Source organism: Desulfuromonas sp. (assembly GCA_002869615.1).
In the GTDB taxonomy this organism is placed as follows: Bacteria; Desulfobacterota; Desulfuromonadia; order Desulfuromonadales; family UBA2294; genus BM707.
The window spans coordinates 1-15,302 of the sequence record PKUH01000011.1 but is presented as its reverse complement, the minus strand read 5'-3'; the positions used below and the strand labels follow the sequence as shown (position 1 = coordinate 15,302).

Sequence of the window (15,302 nt, the reverse complement as noted above, 5' to 3'; positions counted from 1 at the left end):
CGACATAAAAATTATCCTCAGCAACATGGCAATTGTCTCACGCGAATTACGGGCCGAACAGATCCCGCTTGAAGATATCGTTGAACTGAAAAAGAAAAATATGAAAATTTCCCGACTCAATCAAGCCGAAATGATCATCCGTGCACACTGCAAAAAGAAACGGATTCCGATCTGATTTATCCAAATCAGTTCAGAACTACGGTCATCCCCATATTCAAGAGAGAAATAACAGATATATATCTTTTTACCTTATACAGCAAACACCATTCTATACACACCATCCGATATTTTTTATCAATCTGCTCCCACCCTTAAAAACAGGACTTCTCACAATATTTTTCCCGCAAAACAAGGATCTATCGAGAAAATTCTGTTGACAACCTTTTAGAACAACGTATTATGTTCGCGAATTTTGTACTTTATCGTGCATATTTTACCACCCCATCATGAGATACAAAATACCCTTAAGGGTCAGCAGTTAACGAGCACAGAGTAGATCGGCAACCAGTTTTCCGGGTTGCCGACCGGGAACTTCCGGGCGGCAAAATCCTGTTATCTGGCGATACATTTGCCAAATATTATATTTTCTTCCAACATCGGTTTCATTCAAGGAGAGCTAATTATGGGACACGGACCCGCCGTCAAACTCGGCAAAGACAATGCTGCGGAGTACAAAACCCGCCTCGGCATTAGAATGTTCATCGTTTACACCCTCACCTACGCCAGCTTTGTTGTGATCAATGCAACCAATCCGGCAGTGATGCAGAAGATCATCATGGGGCAGACCCTGGCCGTCATCTACGGCTTTGCACTGCTCGCTTTCGCATTGGTGCTGGCGATTATCTACAACCAGATGTGCAACGCCGCTGAAGCGCGGCTGAACAAATAAAGGAGGCCAGTCATGGTATATACTCAATCACCGCTGGCCATTGGCCTGTTCATCACTTTCGTTCTGTTCGTTCTCGGCCTGTCGTTCTACCTGGCCCGCCGGACGACCTCGTCGGAAGGCTACTATGCTGCCGGCGGCAACATCCACTGGTTCACCAACGGCATCGCCTTTGCCGGTGATTATCTGTCGGCTGCATCGTTTCTCGGCATCTGCGGCATGATCGCCACCGCCGGTTACGACGGCTGGATGTACTCGATCGGCTACCTCGCCGGATGGATGGTCGCTCTCTTCCTGGTGGCCGAACCGATGAAACGCCTCGGCAAGTTCACCTTCACTGACGCTCTGGACTCCAAGTTCAATTCCAAGAGTATCCAGCTGATGGCCGCTATCTCGACCCTGGTTATCTCGGTTTTCTACCTGATCCCGCAGATGGTCGGTGCCGGCGTCCTGGTACAACCGCTGCTCGGACTGCCGCACTGGGTCGGTGTCTGCATTGTCGGTGTCGTTGTTACCATCATCGTCGCCACCGCCGGCATGGCCTCGACCACCTACGTCCAGTTCTTCAAGGGCGCCCTGCTGCTCATTTTCACCACTGTCGTTGTCATCGGCGTTCTCGGCCGCGGCCTGACCACAAGCCCGGACCAGGGCGGTGACAAGGAATACCACGCCTTCAAAACCCTGACAGCAACCGTCGCCAACAGCGGCGCCCTGCAGATCTCGGACGCCGCCTACACGGCACCGTCCGACTGGAAGTCAACCGAGTTCGGCAAGGCGGGTTTCGTCAAGCTGACCAAAAATGGCGTCGAATCGATCTGGCAGGTTAACGAGACGGCTACGGGACTGCAACTCGAAGAGACCCTCTTCGTCAAGACCCTTGCTGACGGTACCAAGCTGTACAACGGCGCCGAAAAAGAAGAAGGTAAATTTTTCGCCGTCGGCCACGTCAAGGAAATAACCATCGATGGCAAGGAAGTCGCCGAAACCGGGGCTCTCGGACCGTTCTCTTACCTTTCGGCCGTCAAGGACAGCACCATCGTCCTCTGGGGCAAAAAATATATCGAGGAAGCTGACGCCAAGACCCTGGTCTACTTCCAGAAGCCGACTCCTGGCGACCGGATGCTCCGTCCCGGTCTGAAGTTCAAGGTCGACAATGCGACCGGCACTCAGAAGTTCAACTTCATCTCGCTGATGATCGCCCTGTTCTGCGGCACCGCAGCCCTGCCGCACATCCTGATCCGCTACTACACGGTTCCGAGCCAGGCTGCTGCGCGGAAGTCGACCATCGTCGGCATCGCCGCCATCAGTTTCTTTTATGTCTTAACCCTGTTCCTGGGTATCGGAGCCATGACCAACGGCGTCATCAACCTGACCGACAACAATATGAGCGCACCGCTGCTTGCTCTCTCGTTCGGTGTCGTGCTGTTCTCGATTATTTCTTCGATCGCCTTCGCGACCGTACTCGGCACGGTATCGGGCCTGATCGTCGCTGCTTCCGGTGCGGTGGCCCATGACCTGATGGACCGTTTCCTCGGTATGCAGATGACCGATACCGGCAAAGTTCGGGCCGGCAAGATCTCGGCTGTCGTCGTCGGCGGCATCGCCATCTATCTCGGCATCGTCTTCGAAGGGATGAACGTCTCCTTCCTCGTCGGCTGGGCCTTCGCGGTCGCTGCTTCGGCTAACCTTCCGGCAATTCTGATGATCCTGTTCTGGAAGAAAACCACCGGACAGGGTGTCGCCGCCTCGATCTTTGTCGGCCTGACCACGGCTCTGGGCATCATCCTGATTTCGCCCGACATGTTCGTCCGCTACGGCATGCTGCCGAGCGATGCACCGATCAGCTTCAACAGCCCGGCGGCAATTTCGATCCCGCTCAGCTTCATCACCCTGGTCATTGTCTCGCTTCTGACCAAAAAGAAGGGTGCGGAAGTAGTCGATGCTGCTGAAGCATAAAAACTTGACTCTCGTTGTTATTTTGCAATAGCCTTGGGGCCGCCTGTCACAGGCGGCCCTCTTTTATTGGGATAGTTCATGAAACGATTCAGATTCACCCTGTTGGCAATTTGTCTGGTTCTGGCCTGGCTCGGCTATCACGACCTCAGTCTTTTCTTCAGAAACCCGGATCCTCTCAGCATTTCAATTTCCGAACTGGAACAGACCGGCGCTCCGCGCGAATGGCTGAACATCGAAGGGGGCTATCTCGACCTCGAACAGGCGATCAATCCAAGCGGCCAGGTTGAAACTTTTGAATCAGGGCCTTTTTTTGTGCCGCTTGTCAGCAACAATGACAATCACTCAATCTCGGTCGTTATTGAAACGAGACGACCGGAAGTCCTTGAAACCCTGAAAAGATATGTGCTCGATTTCGATACGCAAGAGGCCCGCCAGAGCTTCCTTGTCAACAATCGAGGGGCATTTTACCCGCAACGCAATATTACCGGCATGACGGCCAGCTGGCTGACCTCGACTGCAAATCGTGACAAGCTACTCCAACTTGCCAGAGAGCAGAACATGCCGGTCAACCCCGAAGTCGTCTTTGTCAGCGAAGGCAAGCAACCCGGCAAGTTCCGCGGTTTCTTCTTCAGCATTGTTGCCTTTCTCGGCTTCATCAAGTTTATCCAGATGACCAACAAAAAAGAGATCGCCCCGGCTATTGGTTCATCGGAGAAAGAGAGCTGACAGAGCGCTTTATTCCTGCTAAAGTAAAAACACTTTAATTTCCAGGAGAAAAGTCCATGACAGCTGCCTATTGCCCTCGGATAAAAAAGGGTCGATTCCGGTCGGTTTGCTATTGGCTGGCGATGAGCCTTCTCCTTCTCTGCGCAGGCTGTTCCGATGAAAAAGCCAGCCACACTGTCGACCTGACAAACCGCGTCGCCAACGAGCTATTACAACAGAACAACCCCAACCCGACGCTCAGTTTCGGTATCGGCTCGATGATCATGCCTCGTGAGGGGTACCAGTATTACAAACGATTGATTCAATACGTTGGCAACCGCATGGGCGAGAAAATCAAAATCGTCGATCGCGGAACCTATGACGAAATCAACAGGCTACTTGAAGATCAAAAACTGGACATTGCCTTTGTTTGCGGCGGACCCTATGTCGAGGGGAGGAAACAATTCGGGCTCAAGCTGCTGGCCCTCCCGGAAGTCGAGCAGGGACCGATTTACTTCTCCTACCTGATCGTTCCGGCCGACAGCCCGGCCCGAAAACTGGAAGATTTGCGCGGCAAGGTTTTCGCCTTTACCGATCCAAAATCGAACAGCGGCATGATTGTTCCGAACTACTGGCTTGCCCAGATCGGCGAAACACCTGAAAATTTTTTCGGCAAGACCATATTCACCTATGCACACGACGCCTCTATCCAGGCAGTTATCGAAAAGGTTGTCGATGGTGCCGCCGTCGACAGCCTGATCTGGGACTATCTCAACAGCATCAATCCTGAAGTTGCGGTAAAAACCCGGATCATCAAAAAATCGCGGCCTTTCGGCATTCCACCGCTGGTTGTACGACCGGATCTGCCGGAATCGACTCAATCGAAAATACGCGAGATTCTTTTCAACATGCATAAGGACCCGGAAGGGAAAGAGATCCTCGATAAAATGATGATCAATCGCTTCGTTCCCGGCGAAGATTCAGACTACGATTCAATTCGTGCAATGAAAGCTTTTGTTGAAAAGCAATGAACTGGCAATCCGTAAAAAACCGTTTTCGCCCCTCAATTTCCCTGAAGATCATTCTGGTTATCACCGGCATGCTGGTCACCCTGGGAAGTGCCGCCGCCGTTTATGTCAAAACTGAATTCTCGGAAAAATTAACCAACGAGCTTTTGAAAAGAGGTGTATCGGTCGCCAAGCAGCTGGCTGAAAACGGCTCCAATGCCATGGTGACGGAAGATCGCCTGGCTCTCTCTCGTCTGGCAAAAGCCAGCAAAGATATTGAAGATGACATCGTCTACTCATTTTTTGTCACAGCCGCTGACAAACATGTTCTGGCCCATTCATTCGGAGAGTTTTTTCCGATCGAGCTTCTGGACACGATTCCCGATCTTTATTCCGACGCGGTCAACACCCGGAAGTTGCTGACCAGTGGAGTCGTTGTTTACGATATTACCGTACCCGTTATCAGTAGCCAGGTCGGGTGGGTTCGCCTCGGCATCTCCGGAAATTCGGTGACCATGGCCGTCGACAACCTGATCCGTCAGGTGTTGACTGTCGGGAGCATTATCCTGCTGACCGCGATCATCTGTTCGATTCCGCTGGCGCGGGCCATCAGCAAGCCGATCAGGCAGCTGACCGGAGCGGTCGAAAGCATCACCCGGGGCGAACAGATCAGGGAGGTTCGGGTCTCGACAAAAGATGAAATCGGACAACTTGCAGCTGCATTCAACGAGATGACGAAAAGCCTCACCGCAGCCGAAGAGTCTCTTGCTGCACAGATACGCTTTCTTGAAGACTTGCTCGCCGATATCCCCGAACCTGTTTTTTACAAGGCCATGGATGGCAAATTGCTCGGATGCAATCATGCATTTGAATCTTTCTTCGAGGTCAATGCCAGGGAGTTGATCGGCCAATCGAGCTACAGTTATCGACCGAAGCACGAAGCGGAGATCCATGTTGCCCGTGACCGGGACGTCCTTACTGAAAACAAAAAAGTCAGCTATGAAATGCGGATCGAGCGGACAAACGACACTCTCCGGGATGTCATTTTCCACAAGGCGCCTATCCGGGACGAAAGAGGTGAAGTGAACGGCCTGATCGGAGTTGTTCAGGATATTACTGAAGAACGTGAAGCGAGCCGGCTGAAAAGTGAGTTTGTCACCACAGCTGCCCACGAGTTCCAAACGCCACTTGCAAGCATCCTCGGATTTTCCGAACTGATCCTGAACAATCCTGAAATCGTCGGCGACCAGCTGTCTGAACTTCTGCAGATGATTTTCAGCAAGGCTTCTTCTCTTTCACATCTGGTTGACGAAATGCTCAATCTCAGCCGGATTGAATCGGGTCATGGCATCGCACTGAACAAGAGTGATTGTGAAATCAATGAAGAGCTAACGAAGTTCATTGCGAATTTCAAACTTCTTTATTCCGACTTTAATTTTCAATTGAATCTTCCGGAAGAGACTGTCGTCCTCAGTGCCGACAAAGAAAGAATGGGACAGGTTATAGACAACCTGTTGCAAAACGCAGTCAAATATTCAGAACCGGGACAAACGATATCGATCACCACCAGGACAAGCGAGACCCATTGCAATGTGTCGGTCGAGGACCACGGAATTGGCATGAGTGCTGAACAGCTGGCACACGCCACCGAAAAGTTTTACCGCGGAGACACATCCGATACTGCCCCGCGCGGGACCGGTCTGGGACTATTCATTGCCAAATCGATTGTCGAGGCACATGGTGGAATACTGGAGATCGAAAGTACGCCCGGCAAAGGTACGGTTGTTACCTTCCGTATTCCATTCAAGCAACCGGAGACCGAACTGCATGCCCCGAAAAAAAACATACAGATCAGCCACATTGAACATTAGGAAAGATCATTCCAACTCCGACAGAAGCTTTTCCTCATCAGGAAACTCACCCGTCGATTTTTTTGAATAAACGAGTCGACCATCGACCACCACTTCGAAGACCCCGCCACCGGAAGAGATTAATGTGACGTCTGCCGACAACCGTTCCCGCATTTTTGCTGCCAGACCGGCAGCCCTTGGTTCGTAATTTCAAGCATTGCAATATTCGATTGATGCTTTCACCTTCACCTCCGGACCCATAACTCAGTTTTCTTCGAGGTATTTACTGATTATTGCTTTCGACTCTTCTCCGATTAACTGGAACTCGACGCCAAAACCCTGCGGCATCGACAGGTTCGGACGTGGATGGCCCTGATTGATCCAGACCACCCTCCCCTTTATCATGACCTGTTTGTCGCTGATCGTTGCCAGGTAAAAGCTGAGGTCGACGTTCGCTTTCTTGAGACCTTTATCGCGAAATTCAATGTACATGCCGCTACGACTGATATCAACCCCGAGCCCCTGAAACGATTCGCCGTCAATCGTAAAATCGACCGTCATCTGGCAGGTCGACCGCCGTTCACGGCGTTCAATGTGGAAAAGGTGGCGGTGAGTCACCGTCAGAAAATCCTCACGCGCCAGCGGCTTGGTCACAACGTCATCGCAACCGGCCGTTTTCAATTGATCCGGTGCCGGGTCCCGATCCGGATCGTAGATCATGATCACCGGGATATTCTTTAACTTTTCATCTGCTTTAATAGTACGACAAGCATCAGGTCCATCCATTTCCGGCATCGCAACATCCATGACGATCAGATCGGGCCAATGCAGCAGCGCCATGTCGATAGCGGCTTGCCCACTTGCGGCCCGAACTATTTCAACTGGTGAGTTCTTGAGATAACTCGCCATGACATCGACAATAAATTCAACGTCATCGACGAGCAGCACCTTTTTCTTTTCAATTTCTGTCATGCATCGACTCCTGATTCAACCCGTAGGTAATTCATTTCATTAATCCCGTTTCTGTTGCCGACCGAGCCAGTCGAGTTGATGACGGCAGACCGTCAGGCAGGACTGGACATCCTCGGTCGTCAGTTCTGGATGCTGGAAGATACGGGGCAACTGATCACGTGGAAGCACAACTCGCTCGAGATCTGGTCCGACCAGAGCTGCACAACCTTCACGGGCGCCGGCATCGAGATAAATGTGTTGCGGATGCACCCTGGCCTGCAGGCCGATTCGAAGGGCAGTCAGGTAAACCAGTGCCGGAGTCAGTCCAGCAAGATCACCGATTGACGTACATACGACGGCATGGAGTTTCGTAAAATCGGCGACCCGGGACAATTCGTTCTCAGCCGCAACAAGCTTTTCCCTGGTCACCGTGAGGACCTTTCGGGAAATGGCATCAGGCTGGTTGTAGCCGAGGTTTTCGTCGCCGAGAGCCTGGGCTGCTTCATCAACGGCATCGGCCAGAGATTCCAGACTCTCGTAATAATCCCTTTCAACGGCAAGATCCTGGTTTTTCTGCCAGAAACAGTTGACCACTTTTTCCAGGGAATCGATTTCCGGATTGCCCTCTTCAGGACACGGGCAGGGCAGAGTATGGCCGCCACAGCCACTTGAACAACTGTTCGATGAACACTGCATAGACGAACTCAGTAAGACCTGCGAAAAATGGTTTTTTTACACTTCGGACAGGGTGGAATCCGGCCCGTTGCTTTCATGTGCATTTCAGCCCCGCACTCCTTGCAGGTCAACGTACCGGAACTCGTGATTTCGCCGGTCTTGAATTCGGTTGCTTTTTCAGCCTTGGCAGCCAGGTCAGACAGGGCGTCAGCCGCGCTATTGAGAATCCGTGCATAAATTGAGTGAACGCCGGCAGCAACCCGCTGAGGATCAACCGCTTTTTTTACAGCTTCGGTCGCTTTGCCGGCATTGTCGACAACATCACGCTTGACATAGTCGGCAACCTTGTCCATCTGCTCCGTCGAAAAATCGCCGGCCTTGCCAAGGTCCTCCTTCGCCTTCTTCAAAGCCTCGTCGAGACTTTTCCGACCATCTTCGAGCAATTCGGCCGTCCGGGCGACCATTTTCTCATACAGACTGACATCATGCTGTTCATTTTTGTCATGATTCTCGGTCATAAAAACTCTCCTTGTCATTTAAAAGTATTCTACTAAACATTATCATATCTCGGGCAGAACTACCATCCGCCACCGCCGCCGCCACCACCGCCGCCACCGGAAAAACCACCGCCACCTGAACCGGATGATGAACCGGGTGCGGTCGCCGCTGAGGAAAGGGCCGAACTCAGAGAATTGCCGAGCGCACCGGTCAGCATGGTTGGGTGATGCGCACTCCAGTTGCGACCATGATACCAGAGAGGTCGGTAGGTGTCACCGCTGCCCTGCAGGTCTGCGAACAACCGGGCGAACCGTTCGGCCCACCGGTGCTCGACATCAAGGGCCAGGGCGTAGGGCAGGTATTTTTCAAACAGCTCGGGCGTCTTTTCAGGCGGGTTTTTGAAATTCATTTCGTCTTTTTCGGCGACATCAAGAAATAGTCTGAACCCTGCAATTTTGTCGAGGAGTCGTCGACCGGCCCGGGTCGGTGCCTTGAGCAATTGATAAAAAAGCAGGTTGAGACCGATCGCACCGACCAGAAGAGCCGGCAACGCCGGCGACACCTGGTGGGCCATAACCCCAATGACGACAACTTCGGCAATCACGAAAGGTGCAGAAAACAGAGTCATAAAGATTGCTGCGACAACGGTCCCGCCGGTCCGCGCTCCTCGCCAGGCATTGATCGTACGATAAGAGAGGACGATCACCCCGACTGTCCAGCCGGAGAGCCAGGCCAGCAAAAAACCGCCCGTTGCAATCCGCTCACCATCATCAAGAGCGAGCAGCGTAGCAGCCAGCGAGAGGAGAGTGAAAACAACCCCGGGAACCAGCCACCACTTATTGGTGACAAAAAATTTTTTTTCATAATCATTACGCAACGACTCTTCATGCGCATTGAGCGCCCGCCGGATTTTTGCATGATACTTCTGGCTCAGGGTCTGCCGTTTGCCGGCCGAAGCATTGACACTGCCGAAGATATTTTTCAGCAAGGTTTTTTCACCCGCGGCCAGATCAGTCGCCTCAGCGGCTGTCCGCTTGACAACATAGTCCTTATTCTCCTCGATAATTTCAACAAGACCCTGAACCGCCAGGTTGATCAGGGCGGCGGCAAAGGCTTTATGATCGTAGCCCATCCGTTCAATAAATCGGGATGATGCCGGCGAAAACCCGGGTGGCGGCGTGTACTCTGCCAAAACGACCCCCTCCGCCGGGTCTTTGCCGACCCGGAACCAGGCTGCCAGGTAATAGACCAGAATGATGACCAATACGCAGACAGCGACGACCCAGGCCTGATTATCACGAAAAACCGAGACAACTTCATCCCGGGCCGTCGGCTCGACGACATATCCCTTCGGCCAGGTCACGACAATCGTCATCCCCTCCTTACTGGCGAATGGCCGGGTTGAGGAAAAAACGATCTCACCCGACAACCCTCTTTCGATGCTGTAGTCATTCCCCTTTCCCCCATAGCGTCCGGTATAGGCCTCGGCCGTGGTTTGATCATCGGCAAAAAACTGCGGCAGCGTAACTCTTGCCTCAACCGAGTCAATCGGGAAGTTCCAGTCGTGACCGGTCACGTTCCAGTAGAGTTCGTCGTGTTTTTCGAAGTAACCGAGTTGGCGATCGGTTCTGTAGGTCAGCTCGTATTCGTAGACTCCCTGATTGAGATAATGATCGCTCCGGCCCAGGTAAACCCGGATCCCGTTATTGATTTTTTTAGTATGATAGCCTTCCGAAGCTCCATCTCGCCGAACGTCAAGCACCTCAAATCCTACCCGGTAGCGATTGCCAAATCGATCCCTGTAGTCAGTCGGGAAGTCACGATAGATCCCCCGTTTGATCTCCTTCCCTTCGGCTAGCACAGTAATTTCTTCAGTCACCCGCATCGAACTGTCGGAAGAAATCTCGATATCGCTCTGAAAAGAGAGGATACGTTCTGCAGAATAAACCGATGAGCTGAACAGGAGCAGAATCAAAATGATCAGAATTTTCTTCATCTGAGGGTTATCTCCGGAGAGTTCAATTGTTCAGGTGATTCAATTTCAAAAAATGCCTGCGGACAAAAGCGGAACAATCGGGCGACCACGAGATCGGGAAACGAACCGATCCGGGTATTCAGGTTACGCACCGCTCCATTGTAATAGCGACGGGCATACTGGATATGATTCTCGATATCGGTCAGATCGTTTTGCAGCTGTAAAAAACTCTGATCGGCCTTGAGTTCAGGGTAGTCTTCAGCCAGCGCAATCAGCTTGCCGAGCCCCTGGCCGAGCTGCTGCTCGAGCGGCGCCTTTTGGCAGACGCCATCTATGGCGCTGGCCTGATTGCGAATTTCCGTCACGGTGGTTAATGTTGCCCGTTCGTAGCGCGCGTACTGCTCGACTGCCGCCACCAGTTTCGGTATCAGGTCGTAGCGCCGTTTGAGCTGGACATCAATGTCGCTTAAAGCAGTCGACACCCGGTTGCGGTCGCGAACGAGTCGATTGTAAATGATAACAACCGAGACAGAGGCCAATGAAAGACAGAGCAGAATCAGGTAGCCCACGGGAATCTCCGGTTCAGAATAATTTCGTACCTTTACAGAATAACGCAGCTTGCAGACAACGCCAAGATATTCTATCCATCAGGAGATGACCTTGAACCGGCCGCCGCACTGAATGTGAAGGTAACGTCTTCGGCGCGGCAAACGCCGGAGGCGGTGCAACTCGAAACCACACCGCTCACAAACCGCAACGACCTTCAGCCGAGACTCGGCCAGCGACCTCAGTTGCCGGCTTTCTCCGCAACGGACCGGCTCGATGCCGAGCGCTTCCGCCCAGGCCTTCCAGCCTGAACCATGCGCCAACCGATAACTCTTTCCGGACTGATTGGCGAGATGATCAAAACAGTGTGCCAATTCGTGGAGAAAGGTATCAACCAGGGATTCTTCCTCCTGGGCAAATTGCAGGCGGATTTCGCGCGGCTTGCCATCGCGTTCGACATAGGAACCGAGGCGCCGAAGAGCACGGCTCTTGCGGATCGGCACCGCCTCCACTCTTGGCAAAATTGTCGCATCCGTCAACAGCCTTTCGCAAGCTGAATGGATACGCGACTGCAATTTTTTTTCTGCAATAAATTCAGCAACGGTCATAAACAATCAACACCCATGGATCACGCAGATTTTGCACACCTGCGACATTCTTGCACGCTTCAGAGCAGACCAGCCCAATCCTCATGCAGTAATAAAACACAAGAAGAAACATCTAAGATACTGATATTACTATTTTTATTCAATAGATACTCAAAAAAATGCCGGCAGGAACAGCTCTTGCTTATTCAGTAATCCATAAATGGTCCAGCCACAACGCCAACCGGTTCAGTACCTCGTCAGTAAAGGAGGGCGACCATGCAAAGAATTTACATCGATATGGACAATTTACGCGACATGATTTTCGATCGCAACCAGATCCTGTCGCTGATCAACAACACCGAAGTCTGGAATAAGATTCCGCTTGAGCTACGCTTTGAACTGGCCGATTCCTATGAATTCAGAACCCTGATGGGTGATTTCTTCACCGAAGGGATTCTCACAACCCTGCGGGCCGAAGCAGAAGCACTGGTCGCAACAATCCACTAAGCAGTTCTTTCAACATCCTTCCTCTTTTGCACCGCCGAAAGGCGGTGTTTTTTTTATCTGCCAAAAACTAAATGGGAATGCCAATTGCAAAGACCAATTGAAATGCGAACCATTCTACCAGGGCAGTTCTAGACTTCATTGGAGACCAACATGAAAAGACAGCATGGATTTACCTTGGTTGAACTGCTCGTTGTCATTGCCATTTTAGGTCTCCTTGCTGCCATTGCAATCCCGCAATACAGTGACTACAAGAGGAAAGCAAACTACGGAGTCCTGGTCTCGGAAGGCAGGGAGTTATTAAATTCCTTTTCCTCCTACTACGAAGATAAACAGCAATACCCGCCGGAAAGTGGCACCGGAGCCTTTGATCCTGCTACCTTTGACCCGTTGGCCAGTGAGAAATATTATTCCGCCACCATGCTGTTGCGCATCATTAACAACAAGGCCGATGAATACAGGTCGCCAGGTAAAAACGAATTCTGGCTTATCGCCACGCAAAAAGACGACCAGAATACCCGGCTGATGGTCATCAATTCCAACAAGCATCCGCTTTCGGGTGGAAAATGGATCGCCGGAATTTACAAGATTTATAATGGGCAACTTTTGCCGCCATAAACCGCTCTTGCTGACAAAAAAGGTCTAGACCATGCCAATTTTTGTCGGAAGGCCTTAAAATCCGGCGTGCCCCGGTGTCCGCGGGAACGGAATAACATCACGGATATTCTCCATCCCGGTGACATACATCAAAAAACGTTCAAAGCCGAGACCGAAGCCGGCATGCGGGCAACTGCCCCAGCGCCGGATGTCCCGATACCACCACAGCGACTCCGGCTCGACACCTGACTCCTGCATCCGCGCATCAAGAACCTCAAGCCGCTCTTCTCTCTGGCTGCCGCCGATAATTTCTCCGACCCGGGGCACCAGCAGGTCCATGGCTGCCACGGTTTTGCCGTCGTCATTCTGACGCATGTAAAAAGCCTTGATCTCTTTCGGATAATCAGTAATAAAAACCGGGCCGCCGACCACCTCTTCGGTCAGGTAGCGCTCGTGCTCACTCTGCAGATCCGCTCCCCACGCCACCGGGAAGTCAAAACTTCGGCCCGACTTTTCGAGGGCGATTACGGCATCGGTATAACTCATCGCTTCAAAGCGCGCCGCGACAAGCTGCTGCAGTTTAACAATCACCCCTTTCTCGATCCGCTGGTCAAAAAAATCGAGATCATCAGCACAATGCTCGAGCGCATACCGGACCAGGTAGAGTAAAAAATCGGCAGCCAGCGCACAATCCCCTTCGAGATCACAAAAAGCCATCTCCGGTTCAATCATCCAGAATTCGGCGGCATGCCGGCTGGTATTGGAATTTTCGGCGCGGAAGGTCGGCCCGAAGGTATAGACGTCGGAAAAGGCAGTTGCAAAGAGTTCCCCTTCGAGCTGCCCGGAAACCGTTAATCCGGTTGCTGCTCCGAAGAAATCCTGGCCTGTATCGACCCGGCCCTCCCGTTTCGGCGGATCATCGGCGTCAAGGGTCGTCACCCGAAACAGTTCACCGGCACCTTCACAGTCACTGGCGGTAATAATCGGGGTATGAACATGCACGAAGCCTTTTTCCTGGAAAAACTGATGAACCGCATAAGAAAGCTTGCTGCGCATCCTGAAAACGGACCCGAAGCTGTTGGTGCGCGGTCGCAGGTGGGCAATCGACCTGAGATATTCAAAGCTGTGCCGTTTTTTCTGCAGCGGGTAGTCGGAATCGGACGGTCCGACGATCGTAACGCGCACGGCCTGCAATTCCCACTGCTGGCCGGCGGCCGGCGATTCAACGAGGTCGCCTTCTACGGCAAGGCAGGCCCCGGTTCCGAGTCGTGATACTTCGTCGAAATTCTCCCGGGCGGAATCGACAACGATCTGCAGTGATGCAAAACAGGAACCGTCATTCAGGGCGATGAAGGAGACTCCTTTTCCCTTGCGGATCGTCCGGGCCCACCCCCTTACGCAAATACCGGCCCGGGGTTGAGTGCCGGCCAGGACATCCCTGATGGCAACGGCCTTCTCTCGATGTGATTGAAATATTGTCATCTGAATTCTCCGGCTGAGATATGTTCAATAATCAGTTATCATAACGGTTCGATTCAACACTGCCTATCACATCACAGAAAGAATCGATTGACAAGAAGCACCACTCCGTTAGATTTTATTTAACGAACATCAGCTCGACAAACATTCTTTTCATCGGGGAAATGACATGACCAAGACGATCAGGGAAATTATTGCAGAAAAAGGGACGAATGTTCATTGCATCAATATGGACGCAACTGTTTTTCAGGCGCTGGAGCTTATGTCCACAAAAAACATCGGTGCTCTCGTCGTCAAGAAAGACGATAATGTGGTCGGGATCATTTCCGAGCGGGATTTCGCCCGCAAAGTAGCATTGCAAGATCGTACCCCGAAAGATACGACCGTCGAGGATATCATGACCACCGACATCTGCTATATATCCCCGGAAAAACCGGTTGAGGAGGGGTTGGCGATCATGACCGAGAGACGATGTCGCCACCTTCCGGTTTTCGAGAATGACCAAATGATCGGCGTTGTCTCCATCGGCGATCTGGTCAAGGCTCAGGTTGAGGAAAAAGAGCTGATTATCGCGCATCTTGAAAGTTATATAAAGGGAGGCTAAACCCGAGCTTTAATAGACCAGGAAGCCCGTTAACCACGGGCTTGTTCTTGGTTCATCGCATTTTACCGGGAATTAATTAAGTGGTGCGTACTCAAATTCCGTCATACTTTTCCAATCGCATCCGAAAAGTATAAACCCATTTCGGCGGTTTTACATATAAGACAGCTGTAAGTTTTAAGCTGTCAGCTGTCAGAGAAAACCAGGAAAAGTCTCAAAACTTTAAAAGAAAAGCCTTTGACTTAACCCCGTTGCTCTTGAGGTCGCACCTGCCAGCACGATCACTGAACCGCAGCCCGACCGCAACCGCCTTAGCGACGAACTGCGTTTGCCTCAAGGCAAACTCCCAGGCAGCACAGTTGAATAGAAAAAATTTAACCCGCACGAAAAAGCCCCCTGCAAGGGAGCCGTTTTCTGCATACTCTTTTATGGCTCAATAAAAGAGTATGGCGGAGTGCGCGGCCGCGACCGCGCGGTTCTTCCTG

16 protein-coding genes are annotated in these 15,302 nt (G+C 51.9%); 8 read left to right on the top strand and 8 right to left on the bottom strand.

The genetic code is table 11. The features are described from left to right. Positions 1 to 622 precede the first annotated feature (622 nt). From C0623_01785 to C0623_01765, 5 genes are all read left to right on the top strand, one after another. A complete protein-coding gene (locus C0623_01785) occupies positions 623 to 889 on the top strand; it encodes a hypothetical protein (protein ID PLY03321.1) in 267 nt (88 codons plus the stop codon). A gap of 12 nt (positions 890 to 901) precedes the next feature. Further along, entirely contained in the window at positions 902 to 2,842 is a 1,941-nt protein-coding gene (locus C0623_01780) for a cation acetate symporter (GenBank protein PLY03320.1), read from the top strand. A gap of 78 nt (positions 2,843 to 2,920) precedes the next feature. After that, entirely contained in the window at positions 2,921 to 3,568 is a 648-nt protein-coding gene (locus tag C0623_01775) for a hypothetical protein (protein PLY03319.1), read from the top strand. Between the two features lie 56 nt (positions 3,569 to 3,624). Beyond that, the gene (locus C0623_01770; protein ID PLY03318.1) at positions 3,625 to 4,578 is read left to right on the top strand and encodes a phosphate/phosphite/phosphonate ABC transporter substrate-binding protein; all 954 of its coding nucleotides are present in this window, start codon (positions 3,625 to 3,627) and stop codon (positions 4,576 to 4,578) included. After that, positions 4,575 to 6,425 (top strand): hypothetical protein, encoded by a 1,851-nt coding sequence (locus tag C0623_01765; protein ID PLY03317.1) that lies wholly within the window; start codon positions 4,575 to 4,577, stop codon positions 6,423 to 6,425. The genes C0623_01770 and C0623_01765 overlap by 4 nt, the downstream gene beginning before the upstream one ends. A gap of 6 nt (positions 6,426 to 6,431) precedes the next feature. On the opposite strand, the gene C0623_01760 is transcribed toward C0623_01765, so the two are convergent. From C0623_01760 to C0623_01730, 7 genes are all read right to left on the bottom strand, one after another. After that, entirely contained in the window at positions 6,432 to 6,578 is a 147-nt protein-coding gene (locus C0623_01760; GenBank protein ID PLY03316.1) for a hypothetical protein, read from the bottom strand. Positions 6,579 to 6,668: 90 nt separating this feature from the next. Beyond that, positions 6,669 to 7,376 (bottom strand): hypothetical protein, encoded by a 708-nt coding sequence (locus C0623_01755; GenBank protein PLY03315.1) that lies wholly within the window; start codon positions 7,374 to 7,376, stop codon positions 6,669 to 6,671. Between the two features lie 39 nt (positions 7,377 to 7,415). After that, a complete protein-coding gene (locus C0623_01750) occupies positions 7,416 to 8,051 on the bottom strand; it encodes a hypothetical protein (protein PLY03314.1) in 636 nt (211 codons plus the stop codon). Between the two features lie 8 nt (positions 8,052 to 8,059). Beyond that, entirely contained in the window at positions 8,060 to 8,566 is a 507-nt protein-coding gene (locus tag C0623_01745) for a hypothetical protein (protein PLY03313.1), read from the bottom strand. Between the two features lie 41 nt (positions 8,567 to 8,607). Further along, complete coding sequence (locus C0623_01740; GenBank protein PLY03312.1) at positions 8,608 to 10,524, bottom strand: DUF2207 domain-containing protein; 1,917 nt, start codon at positions 10,522 to 10,524, stop codon at positions 8,608 to 8,610. After that, positions 10,521 to 11,072 carry a hypothetical protein gene (locus C0623_01735; protein PLY03311.1) on the bottom strand — a complete coding sequence of 184 codons (552 nt, stop codon included), beginning with the start codon at positions 11,070 to 11,072 and terminating at the stop codon, positions 10,521 to 10,523. The genes C0623_01740 and C0623_01735 overlap by 4 nt, the downstream gene beginning before the upstream one ends. Positions 11,073 to 11,150: 78 nt before the next feature. Next, the gene (locus C0623_01730) at positions 11,151 to 11,663 is read right to left on the bottom strand and encodes a hypothetical protein (protein ID PLY03310.1); all 513 of its coding nucleotides are present in this window, start codon (positions 11,661 to 11,663) and stop codon (positions 11,151 to 11,153) included. Between the two features lie 249 nt (positions 11,664 to 11,912). Here C0623_01730 and C0623_01725 point away from each other — a divergent pair, with 249 nt between their 5' ends. Beyond that, complete coding sequence (locus C0623_01725) at positions 11,913 to 12,143, top strand: hypothetical protein (protein PLY03309.1); 231 nt, start codon at positions 11,913 to 11,915, stop codon at positions 12,141 to 12,143. Between the two features lie 150 nt (positions 12,144 to 12,293). Next, a complete protein-coding gene (locus tag C0623_01720; GenBank protein ID PLY03308.1) occupies positions 12,294 to 12,758 on the top strand; it encodes a hypothetical protein in 465 nt (154 codons plus the stop codon). 54 nt (positions 12,759 to 12,812) lie between these two features. Here C0623_01720 and C0623_01715 read toward each other — a convergent pair whose 3' ends face one another. Next, positions 12,813 to 14,219, bottom strand: coding sequence for an asparagine--tRNA ligase (locus tag C0623_01715; GenBank protein PLY03307.1), 1,407 nt, complete (start codon positions 14,217 to 14,219; stop codon positions 12,813 to 12,815). A 166-nt stretch (positions 14,220 to 14,385) separates the two neighbouring features. Here C0623_01715 and C0623_01710 point away from each other — a divergent pair, with 166 nt between their 5' ends. Further along, positions 14,386 to 14,820, top strand: a complete 435-nt coding sequence (locus tag C0623_01710) for a histidine kinase (protein PLY03306.1) — start codon at positions 14,386 to 14,388, stop codon at positions 14,818 to 14,820. The last annotated feature ends 482 nt before the right edge of the window (positions 14,821 to 15,302 follow it).

Bases quoted from the DNA above. Each gene is read 5' to 3' on its own strand.
- C0623_01785 (PLY03321.1), top strand. From the start codon at position 623: ATGGGACACGGACCCGCCGTCAAACTCGGCAAAGACAATGCTGCGGAG.
- C0623_01780 (PLY03320.1), top strand. From the start codon at position 902: ATGGTATATACTCAATCACCGCTGGCCATTGGCCTGTTCATCACTTTC.
- C0623_01775 (PLY03319.1), top strand. From the start codon at position 2,921: ATGAAACGATTCAGATTCACCCTGTTGGCAATTTGTCTGGTTCTGGCC.
- C0623_01770 (PLY03318.1), top strand. From the start codon at position 3,625: ATGACAGCTGCCTATTGCCCTCGGATAAAAAAGGGTCGATTCCGGTCG.
- C0623_01765 (PLY03317.1), top strand. From the start codon at position 4,575: ATGAACTGGCAATCCGTAAAAAACCGTTTTCGCCCCTCAATTTCCCTG.
- C0623_01760 (PLY03316.1), bottom strand. From the start codon at position 6,578: ATGCGGGAACGGTTGTCGGCAGACGTCACATTAATCTCTTCCGGTGGC.
- C0623_01755 (PLY03315.1), bottom strand. From the start codon at position 7,376: ATGACAGAAATTGAAAAGAAAAAGGTGCTGCTCGTCGATGACGTTGAA.
- C0623_01750 (PLY03314.1), bottom strand. From the start codon at position 8,051: ATGCAGTGTTCATCGAACAGTTGTTCAAGTGGCTGTGGCGGCCATACT.
- C0623_01745 (PLY03313.1), bottom strand. From the start codon at position 8,566: ATGACAAGGAGAGTTTTTATGACCGAGAATCATGACAAAAATGAACAG.
- C0623_01740 (PLY03312.1), bottom strand. From the start codon at position 10,524: ATGAAGAAAATTCTGATCATTTTGATTCTGCTCCTGTTCAGCTCATCG.
- C0623_01725 (PLY03309.1), top strand. From the start codon at position 11,913: ATGCAAAGAATTTACATCGATATGGACAATTTACGCGACATGATTTTC.
- C0623_01720 (PLY03308.1), top strand. From the start codon at position 12,294: ATGAAAAGACAGCATGGATTTACCTTGGTTGAACTGCTCGTTGTCATT.
- C0623_01715 (PLY03307.1), bottom strand. From the start codon at position 14,219: ATGACAATATTTCAATCACATCGAGAGAAGGCCGTTGCCATCAGGGAT.
- C0623_01710 (PLY03306.1), top strand. From the start codon at position 14,386: ATGACCAAGACGATCAGGGAAATTATTGCAGAAAAAGGGACGAATGTT.